Source organism: Pseudomonas sp. 5Ae-yellow (assembly GCF_014077575.1).
Lineage (GTDB): Bacteria > Pseudomonadota > Gammaproteobacteria > Pseudomonadales > Pseudomonadaceae > Halopseudomonas > Halopseudomonas neustonica.
This window is the reverse complement of record NZ_JACGWE010000001.1, coordinates 418,652-428,201: the sequence shown is the minus strand read 5'-3', so window position 1 is coordinate 428,201 and position 9,550 is coordinate 418,652. Positions and strand designations below refer to the sequence as shown.

The window sequence follows — 9,550 nt, the reverse complement described above, 5'->3', positions numbered from 1 at the left end:
AAGAGCAGACCTATTTGAATACATCGAGCGGTTCCATAATCCTAGGATGCGACGTAGAGTTGCTGCGCAGGATCAAAAGCTCTTAGCTGTTTTATAACCGTCCGTGGAAACGGGGTAGAACCCGAGCGGGTAGTAGAGGCTTACGATACGTCTGAAGGCGATCAGCAGTTTTTGCTGGTGCATAGCGATTACCGCCAGTTGTTCGCCGATAACGACGTGATCTATGTAGCGGGGCACGAGCACCAGTATCTGCGCAGCCTGGTATCCGGTTATTACGGTGGGCATTACACAGAGCTGGTCAGTGGCAGCGCTTCTTATAAGGGTTACGACTCGCGCTATGGCGAGAGCGAATTGATCCAGAACATGCTCATGGTCAAGATCAACGACGGTAGCTCTGGGACATTGGATGTCAACGCATCCATCCTGAGCTTCGAAGGCGACCTGGTTGATTACCGCTCTTACTATGAAGCTCATACTATTACGCGTAACGAGGATGGTATGCGTGAGCTGGCGCAGCCTGATTGGAAGTTGATAGATCGTTTTACGCGCACGGCTGAGCGCTGTGACAAGATCGTTTACCCCTCCAGTATTCCGGCCAGTAATCAGCTTAATATGACGCACGACAAAAGCTATCGCACGAGTGCCTGCGTCTCGGATAATGGTTTTTCGGCACGTATTCTTGATGGTGAAAATGCCATTTTCAACCGCTACGATACGCGTACCAGAACCACTAATTTTGAGCCCGGTGTATCCACGGCAAAAAGCAATGCTGAGCTGGCGGCTCGCTATTTCCGTTACCTGCACATACCGCACGCAAGTTACTCACCTAATCTGAACAACAGCCAGCGTGTGCGCTTGATCAATCAGGGTACTGCTGACGAGGAAGTCGAGATTCGTGAAACCACGATCGATCTGAAAAAACAGGTTTCCTTGAGTTGGGTTCCCCCTTACGAGGGTGCCGAGTCTGATGTGTTGATCGTCAGCGGAATCCAGGGGCAGGATGGTACTTACAGCAGCGCCAAAGGTGTTATGAAGAATATCCAGGCTGACGTTGGTTTTGCCGGTAGTTTTGGTGATGGCAGCGAGAGGGGAAAGCAACCGGTGACGCTCCCGAGCGATCGCGTAAACAGCAACTCGATATTGGATGACGATGCCCGCGGCGACGACTTTGTCCTGCAGTTCAATTTACCGGCTGTGGCGGAAGCAGAGAGTTTGACCCTTGGGCGCTGGAATACGGAGACCGAAGGCTGGGAAGCCGTCGTAGCAGAAGACTGTATCAGTGCAGCCAGCTATGACAGCAGCTATTTGACTGACCTGCCAGCTGACGTACCGCAAAGTTGTGAAACGGCCGCCGGCATAGTGACGGTTGGTGCCGGTTATGCGTGGGCACGCTTGCAAAATGATGGCGCTTACGCACTTATCGCGCGCTGAGTATTCAGGAAAACCGCACCGTGTCGTGCGGTTTTCCTGCCTTCTTCGCGTCCTTCTGTTCAGCATGAATTAGTCACGGACTTCACGCGTTTCTCCCCAAGGTCACAGAGCTTTGGGGTATTGTTCTACCGCCCCGCCTGCAATTAACGCTACTCTTATTTTCCATACTTCGACGTCATACGAATGAATGTTGCTGCCTATGTGCGCTTTCGTTGTCTCGACGTTGAGATAAAAGTGACTGTACTAGCCAGCTTCGGATCGCGCCTCGTGGTGATCCAGCTGCTAGAGTGTATAAACAAAATAATTAATTCCGTGCCGTGATGAGGTCTTTATGAATCTGTTGACCATTAATGGTGAGCAACACCAACTCGATGTTCCGGACGATACCCCCTTGCTATGGGTGTTACGCGATGTGCTGGGGCTAACCGGAACCAAGTTTGGCTGCGGTATCGCCCAATGTGGCGCCTGTACCGTGCACCTTGATGGCGAAGCTGTGCGTTCCTGCGTGCTGCCAGTTGGCTCCGTTGCTGGCAAGTCGGTGACAACCATCGAAGCCATTGCCGAGAATGCGGTTGGTGCCAAGGTCCAGCAGGCCTGGCTGGAACACGAGGTGGTGCAATGTGGTTACTGCCAGTCTGGTCAGATCATGTCGGCCACGGCGCTGCTGCAACATAACCCGTCTCCGAGTGATGCGGATATCGACGCCGGCATGGCAGGCAATATCTGCCGCTGCGGCACTTACACCCGTATTCGTGCCGCGATCAAAGACATCGGCCAAGCCTGAGGAGAATAGCTAATGGGTAAATCGACATTTGCAGTCTCACGGCGTGGCTTCCTGAAAGGGTCAAGTGCAGCATTGGGTGGTTTGGTGCTGAGCACCTGGCTACCTGCGTTTACACCCCGCAGCGTAGCTGCCGAGGCCACCGAGGCTGGCCGATTGGGTGACCAGTCGCCCCGCGCTTATGGCGCCTATGTGCGGGTAGGGCATGACGGTCTGGTAACTGTTATTTCGCCCAAGATCGAGATGGGCCAAGGCGCGCACACCGGCATTGCGATGATGGTTGCAGAAGAGCTGGAAGTGCCCCTGAGTGCCGTCACCATCGAAGATGCGCCACCGGATAGCGAGCTCTATGCCGACTCACTGATGCAGTTTCAGGCGACTGGCGGCTCTACTTCGACCCGCCACTCCTGGAAGCCGCTGCGCGAAGCGGGTGCAACGGCGCGTCTGCTACTGATTCAGGCGGCCGCAACGCGCTGGGGCGTTGAAGCGTCGCAGTGCCACGCCAGCAATGGCGAAGTCTTCGGGCCTGCGGACCAGAAACTGGGTTACGGCGAACTGGTCGATGCTGCCAGCGAGCTGCCGCTGCCAACCGAGGTGGTGTTGAAAACACCTGAACAGTTCACCCTGCTGGGCACCGCGGCACCGCGCATAGATACCCCCAACAAGGTCAACGGCAAGGCGCAGTTCACGATCGATCTGAGCGTGCCGGACATGCTGATTGCTTCTACGCTGACCTGCCCGGTTTACGGCGGCACCCTGAGTAGCTTGGATGCCTCTGATGCCAAGAAGGTGCCGGGCGTGCGTGACGTGATCAAGCTGGATAATGCCGTAGCGGTTACGGCGAGTAATTACTGGGCCTGTCAAAAGGGACTGAAGGCGCTCAAGGTCGAGTGGGATCTGGGCGAGCACGCCAGCATCAATTCAGCTCAGCTGGATGACGCTCTGCTACAAGCCAGCTCGCGCGATGGTGTGGTTGCCCATAGTACGGGCGATATCGCCAAAGCACTCGAGGGCGCTGCCAGTCAGTTTGAGGCGGTGTACGAACAGGCGTTCCTGTCGCATTCGCCGCTTGAGCCCATGACCTGTGTCGTGCATGTCCGCCCGGACGCCTGCGAGCTTTGGGTAGGTACTCAGGTGCCGGTCTTTGCGCAGCAGACCGCAGCCAAAATCAGTGGTCTGCCGGCGGACAAGATCATTGTGAATAACCAGCTGATTGGCGGCGCTTTTGGCCGCCGGCTGGATTATGACTTTATCACCCAGGCAGTGGATGTGGCGCGCCATGTCAGCTACCCGATCAAGTTGATCTGGAGTCGTGAAGAAGACATGACCCACGATCTTTATCGGCCACAGTATGCGGATCGACTGACCGCCGCGCTGGACGCCGATGGTAAACCGGTTGGCTGGCAACACCGGATAGCTGGCGCATCGGTGCTGGGTCGCTATATGGGCAGTCTGCCTGAGAGCGGTATCGACGCCGATGCGGTCGAGGTGGCCATTGAGCCTATCTACTCGCTGCAGAATCTGCTGGTCAATTATGTGCGTGAAGAGCCCAAGGTCATCCCGGTGTCCTGGTGGCGCGGCGTGGGTCCGTTGCGTAGCACCTACGCGCTGGAGTGCTTTATCGACGAGTTGGCGCTGAACGCGGGTGCTGATCCGGTCGAATACCGCTTGAGTCTGATGTCTGAGCAGCCCCGTGCGCAGGCCGTATTGCGTTTGGCTGCCGAAAAGGCGGATTGGGGGAGCGCGTTGCCGGCCGGTCGTGGCCGAGGTGTTGCGGTGAGTGCGGTGTTTGGCAGCTACGTGGCGACCGTGGTGGAAATGGAAATGCGCGGCGACAAGGCAATCCGCATCACTCGTCTGGTGAGTGCTATCGACTGCGGTCTGGTGACTAACCCGACCTCGGTGCACGCGCAGATCGAGGGCGGAACCCTGTTTGGTCTGTCAGCCTCGATGTTCAATGAAATTCTGATTGAGCAGGGCGTCGTCCAGCAGAGCAACTTCAACAATTACCGCCAGCTGCGCATCAGCGAGGCGCCCGGGGTTGAGGTCCACATAGTGCCTAGCCTGGAGGCGCCGGGCGGCGTCGGTGAGACCGGTACCGCGCTGATTGGACCAGCTCTGGTCAATGCGTTGCATGCTGCATCCGGGACGCGTCTGCGTCGTCTACCACTAAGCCGTGCCGGCTATTACCCGGTTTAAGGAGACAGGCCAATGCGTTTTACTCAATTAGTTGTAATGGGTCTTGGATTCGCCGGATTGTCGAGCACCGCACTCGCGGCTGACGCGGATCTGATCGAGCGGGGCAAGTACCTGACCGATGCCGCCGACTGTGTAGCGTGTCACACCACGTCCGGCGGTAAGCCCTTCGCCGGTGGCGTGGAATTCAAATTGCCCTTTGGCTCGTTGTATTCACCCAATATCACACCGGATGAAGAGACCGGTATCGGCAGCTGGAGCGATGAAGACTTCGTCAGCGCGCTGCATTCGGGCGTCGGCAAGGACGGCAAGCACTACTATCCGGCCTTTCCATATACGTCCTACACGCTGATGCCAGAAGATGAGGTGTTGGCGATCAAGGCTTATCTATCGAGTCTTGAGCCGGTCAAGAACACGCCGCCGGAAAACACCCTGTCTTTTCCGTTCAACCAGCGCTGGGGCATGGTTTTCTGGAATATGCTGTTTCTGGATGACGAGCGCTTTGAGCCCGAGCCGGAGCAGAGCGAGCAGTGGAACCGCGGTGCCTATCTGGTTCAGGGGCCGGGCCACTGCGCCGAGTGTCACACGCCGCGTAATCTGTTTCAGGCTCTGGACAGCAGTCAGCCGCTGGCTGGCAACCTGGTTCAGGACTGGCAAGCCTACAACATCAGTTCGGATGAGGTGCATGGCATAGGTGCCTGGAGCGAGGCTGAGCTGGTGAGTTACTTCAGCAAAGGCCATGCGGCAGGAAAAGGCGTCGCCGCTGGCCCAATGGGTGAAGTGGTGAGTAATAGTCTGCGTCACCTGGAACAGAGCGATCTGTCGGCGATGGCAACCTACCTGCTCTCGACTGAGCCACAAAGCGCGGGTATTGCCCGCCCTGAGGTGAAGCAGCTGAGCATGCCGACCGCTGAAGAAGCCGGTCTGGGCAGCAAGGTGTTTGCCGACTCTTGTGCCAGTTGCCACCGCTGGGATGGTAAGGGCACGCAAAGCCCGATTGCGTCACTCGCGGGGCTGAAAACGGTAAATGATCCGGCGGCTACCAACCTTTTAGGTATCTTGCTCACCGGGCACAGTAACCCGGAGCAGCAGGTTGACCAGCGTATGCCACGCTTTGCCGAGAATTACAGCGATCCTGAATTGGCCGCGCTTAGCAGTTTTGTGCTGCAGCATTTCGGTCAGAGCGGCGGCAGCGTTAGCGCCGAACAGGTTGCCGCCAAGCGCGGTAATACCGGGCATTGATCAGCGTGCTATCGGTTTTTGCTGGCAGGAGGCATTGAGTGGCTGCAGTTGAGCAATTGTTGCGAGCCGTTGATGCGGCTGTCGGGCAGGGTGAAGAAGCCGTGCTGGCGACCGTGGTCAAAGTTGAGGGCTCCGCCTATCGACGGCCCGGCGCGCGCATGCTGATTACCGCGCTGGGACAGACTGAAGGCACCATCAGTGGTGGCTGTCTGGAGAGTGAGGTGGCGCGCACCGCCTGGTGGCTTACCGAGAGCGGACCGGCACTGCGCAGCTATAGCACGGCCGATGACGAGGAGGACGGCGATGTTGCCGTCAGCTTCGGGCTTGGCTGTAACGGCAAGGTGCATATTCTCTTCGAGCGTATAGATGCTCCCGCTGGACGCGTGTTGTTGCGCGGCTTGCGCGCGCTGCAGGCGGATGGTGAGGGCAGGGCACTGGCAACCCTGGTGAGTGCTTCGCCAGACCTGGGGCAGCGCCAACTCTTGAACCCTGATGGCGGTCTGGAGGGGCAGCTGCCGCAAGCCTTGCAGGCGCCCGTGCAGCAGGCGCTGCAGCAGGCTTTGGTCGAGCGCGGGACCAGTCTGCACCGTTTTCAGCAGGCAGGCAGTGAGGTGCAGGTATTGGTCGAGTATCTCGCGCCCGCACGGCGACTGGTTATTTTTGGCGGTGGTCACGATGCACAGCCCTTGGTGCGCATGGCCAAGTTGTTGGGCTGGCACGTAACTGTCATCGATAGCCGCGCGCATTTTGCCCGTGACCGTCGCTTCCCCGACGCAGACCAGGTGCTGCATGGCCAGTTAACCGACCGCTTTGATCCGTTACCTCTGCTGCAAGGTGCAGCGGTAGCGGTCATGACCCACAGTCTGCAACAGGATGCCCACTGGTTAGCCTGTGCCCTGGCCTCGGAGGCGGTCTACATTGGCCAACTTGGGCCGCGCGACCGTACTGAACGGTTATTGCGGGAGATGACAGCTGAGCGTAGCGTTGCACCCGGGCTTGAGCGTTTGTATTACCCTATCGGTCTGGATCTTGGCGGCGATACGCCAGAGTCCGTCGCCATGGCGATTCTTGGCGAGATGACAGCGGTGTTCAATGGTCGCCAGGGCGGCATGCTCAAGGGGCGCACGTCATCGATTCATGATGTTTCACCTACTCACTATCATCAGTTTGCCGCCGACGCTGAGCAGCAAGCTGACCCATTACTTCGCACAGAGACTTATTAGATGTCAGATACCATTACTGTTGTTGCTGTGCTGCGTGCTGTTGATGGTGCTGCGGCCAAGGTTGCCGAAATCCTGCATAACGCCGTGGAGCCTTCGCGCGCCGAGGCGGGTTGCCGTGGCTATGTGCTGCATCACGATCGCAGTGAAGATCACAAATTTGTGTTTGTTGAGCACTGGGCCGGCATGGAGGCCATTGAGGCGCACCGCCAGGCCCCGCATTATCAGGCCATGGGCGAAGCGTTGAAGGGTTTGCTCGCCGAGCGTGAAGTCATGCTGCTGGACGCTCAAGCCTGAGCCGATCAGCACCCCGTGTTGCCGGGCTGATGCTGGCCGCAGGGCAATCCAGGCGCTTTGGCAGTGACAAGCGCGTTGCGCTCTTGCCTGACGGCCATACGTTGCTTGCCACTAGCTTGCAGCGTGCTCTCTGCGCTTTCGCGCAGGTTGCTCTGGTGCTACGAGCGGATGATGATGCCGCCGAGTTAGGCGTACCCGAGCAGGTCAAGGTGGTGCGTAACGCCAATAGCCAACAGGGCATGGCCAGCAGTCTGGTCGTTGGGATTCAGGCGCTGCAGTCCGCGGATATCGATGCCGTGGCGGTCCTGCTGGCCGATATGCCGCAGATTCAGCCTGCGACTTTTGCGGCACTGGCGGCCATGGCATCCCCCGAGCATATCGTAGTTCCGGTGTATCAAGGACAGCGTGGGCACCCGGTACTCTTTGGACGCTCGTTCTGGTCCGAGTTGATGGCTGTGCAGGGTGATGCTGGCGCGCGTGATGTTGTGCGCCGTTATCCCGCTCGCGTTAGGGTGCTGACGGTACAAGACCCCGGTGTGTGCATTGATGTGGACGATGCCGCTGCGCTGGGGTGTCTGTCGCAACAACAGGTTTGAGTCGGCGAGGAGAGAGTAGGTGAAGTCGGTTTATCTGGCAGGTTTTGATGTTTTTTGTACTGATGCCATCGAGCGTGGCGAATACCTCAAGCAGCTCTGTGCCGTGCACGGGTTGATTGGCCTCTACCCGCTGGATGATCAACCGCCCGCCGACGTCGTGGATATGGCCAGCTGGATTTGTCAGGCCAATCTCAACAAGATCCGCTGCGCCGATGCGGTGCTGGCCAACCTCGACAACTTTCGTGGTGCTGAGCCCGACTCGGGTACGGTGTTCGAGATCGGTTTCGCCTGTGCGCTGGGTAAACCGGTGTGGGGTTACTTTCCCGATCACCGCTCAATGCTCGAGCAGCTGTCGCACGATGCTGACGGCTACTGCGCGGCAGGTTATCAGGTCGAGAACTTTGGTTTGCCCAAAAATCTGATGCTGGCTTGCAGTTGGTCTGGTGCTAGCCAGTCGGCCGAGGTTGCCATCGTGGCATTGGCAAGCTACCTGAGTTAAAGCCTGTATCAGGTCTCAAGGTTATCCTGCCAGCGGTTACCGTTCTGTGGGCCGTTCCGTGGTTTGGTGCTGTTCAGGCAAATAGAAAGCTGAAATAATAATGTTATTATATTTCATTTCTAGGTGTCCTTGTCCTTTATGTCTTCCCATCGTCTGCTCTCGATCGACGCTCTGCGCGGTCTGGTTATTCTCCTGATGTTGCTCGATCACGTCCGCGAAACCTTTTATATGCATATGCAGGTATCCGACCCCATGGATGTCATGCAGACCGATCCCGCGCTGTTCTTCAGTCGTTCGCTGGCGCACCTGTGTGCGCCGGTATTCATCCTGCTTACGGGGTTGGCAGCGTTTCTCTATGGCGAAAAGCAGCAGAGCAAATCTGTCGTCACTACTTTTCTGTTCAAGCGCGGGCTTTTTCTTATCGTCCTGGAGCTCACCTTGGTGGGGTTTGCCTGGACCTTTCAATTCCCGCCCACGGTCATCTACCTGCAGGTGATCTGGGCAATTGGTTTGAGCATGCTGGCGCTCTCGTTGCTGCTCTGGTTGCCGCGCAGCCTGCTCGTGTTGCTCGCTTTTGTGCTGATTGCCGGTCATAACCTGCTGGATGGAGTGCATTTTGCCGTCGATTCCTGGATGCACCTGCCGTGGGCCGTTTTGCATGATCGTGGTTGGATTGCGTTGTCGGACGAGGTGCGCATGCGCACCTCATACCCGCTGTTGCCGTGGATTGGCGTGATCGCATTGGGTTACTCGATAGGGCCCTGGTTCTGTGGGGCAACCTCGGCTAGTCGACGGCGCGCCTATTTACTCGCCAGCGGTTGTTGCGCATTGCTCGTCTTTATGTCGCTGCGTTTGCTTAATGGCTACGGTGAGCAACCCTGGACGCAAGGAAGTACTTGGGTAATCACACTAATGAGTTTCTTCAACATGACCAAGTATCCGCCGTCACTACTATTTCTGGCGCTCACGCTGGGAATTGGCCTGTTGCTGCTAGCGTGCTTTGAGCGTCGCAATAACAGCATCATGGTGGCTGTCTTAGCGGTGTTTGGCGCGGCGCCCATGTTTTTCTATCTTCTTCACTTGTATGTGCTGAAGTTGCTGTCTCTGGGGGCTTTGGCGATATTCGGTGCCAATCAGGGTGAGTACTTTAGCTTCGATTCGGTGCTGGCGCTCTGGCTGACGGCGCTGTTTCTAGCCTTGGCGCTGTTTGCGCCGGTACAGTGGTTTGCGCGCCTGAAGGCACGTCGGCGCGATATAAGCTGGTTGAAATACTTGTAGCGGGTTGCTC

Annotated in this window: 9 protein-coding genes; all 9 read left to right on the top strand. The window is 57.5% G+C overall.

Features of this window, described 5'->3' with window-relative positions; all coding sequences use genetic code 11:
* Positions 1-177: 177 nt before the first annotated feature.
* The 9 genes from H4J77_RS02005 to H4J77_RS01965 all read left to right on the top strand — a co-directional run bounded on the left by H4J77_RS02005 (position 178) and on the right by H4J77_RS01965 (position 9,540).
* Positions 178-1,431 carry a hypothetical protein gene (locus H4J77_RS02005; RefSeq protein WP_182246836.1) on the top strand — a complete coding sequence of 418 codons (1,254 nt, stop codon included), beginning with the start codon at positions 178-180 and terminating at the stop codon, positions 1,429-1,431.
* A 331-nt stretch (positions 1,432-1,762) separates the two neighbouring features.
* Positions 1,763-2,215 carry a (2Fe-2S)-binding protein gene (locus tag H4J77_RS02000; protein ID WP_123890285.1) on the top strand — a complete coding sequence of 151 codons (453 nt, stop codon included), beginning with the start codon at positions 1,763-1,765 and terminating at the stop codon, positions 2,213-2,215.
* 12 nt (positions 2,216-2,227) lie between these two features.
* Entirely contained in the window at positions 2,228-4,411 is a 2,184-nt protein-coding gene (locus H4J77_RS01995; RefSeq protein ID WP_182246834.1) for a molybdopterin cofactor-binding domain-containing protein, read from the top strand.
* Positions 4,412-4,423: 12 nt separating this feature from the next.
* Positions 4,424-5,650: a cytochrome c gene (locus H4J77_RS01990; protein WP_182246833.1), complete on the top strand. Its 1,227-nt coding sequence runs from the start codon at positions 4,424-4,426 to the stop codon at positions 5,648-5,650.
* Positions 5,651-5,688: 38 nt separating this feature from the next.
* Complete coding sequence (locus H4J77_RS01985; protein ID WP_182246831.1) at positions 5,689-6,873, top strand: XdhC family protein; 1,185 nt, start codon at positions 5,689-5,691, stop codon at positions 6,871-6,873.
* Positions 6,874-7,167: a putative quinol monooxygenase gene (locus H4J77_RS01980; RefSeq protein ID WP_123890277.1), complete on the top strand. Its 294-nt coding sequence runs from the start codon at positions 6,874-6,876 to the stop codon at positions 7,165-7,167.
* A 29-nt stretch (positions 7,168-7,196) separates the two neighbouring features.
* Entirely contained in the window at positions 7,197-7,763 is a 567-nt protein-coding gene (locus H4J77_RS01975) for an NTP transferase domain-containing protein (RefSeq protein ID WP_182246829.1), read from the top strand.
* 19 nt (positions 7,764-7,782) lie between these two features.
* Entirely contained in the window at positions 7,783-8,262 is a 480-nt protein-coding gene (locus tag H4J77_RS01970) for a nucleoside 2-deoxyribosyltransferase (RefSeq protein WP_182246827.1), read from the top strand.
* A gap of 138 nt (positions 8,263-8,400) precedes the next feature.
* Positions 8,401-9,540, top strand: a complete 1,140-nt coding sequence (locus tag H4J77_RS01965) for a DUF1624 domain-containing protein (RefSeq protein WP_182246825.1) — start codon at positions 8,401-8,403, stop codon at positions 9,538-9,540.
* Positions 9,541-9,550: the final 10 nt, after the last annotated feature.

Coding starts and splice junctions, on each gene's coding strand:
- H4J77_RS01965 (WP_182246825.1), top strand. CDS start 8,401: ATGTCTTCCCATCGTCTGCTCTCGATCGACGCTCTGCGCGGTCTGGTT.
- H4J77_RS01990 (WP_182246833.1), top strand. CDS start 4,424: ATGCGTTTTACTCAATTAGTTGTAATGGGTCTTGGATTCGCCGGATTG.
- H4J77_RS01980 (WP_123890277.1), top strand. CDS start 6,874: ATGTCAGATACCATTACTGTTGTTGCTGTGCTGCGTGCTGTTGATGGT.
- H4J77_RS01975 (WP_182246829.1), top strand. CDS start 7,197: ATGCTGGCCGCAGGGCAATCCAGGCGCTTTGGCAGTGACAAGCGCGTT.
- H4J77_RS02000 (WP_123890285.1), top strand. CDS start 1,763: ATGAATCTGTTGACCATTAATGGTGAGCAACACCAACTCGATGTTCCG.
- H4J77_RS01995 (WP_182246834.1), top strand. CDS start 2,228: ATGGGTAAATCGACATTTGCAGTCTCACGGCGTGGCTTCCTGAAAGGG.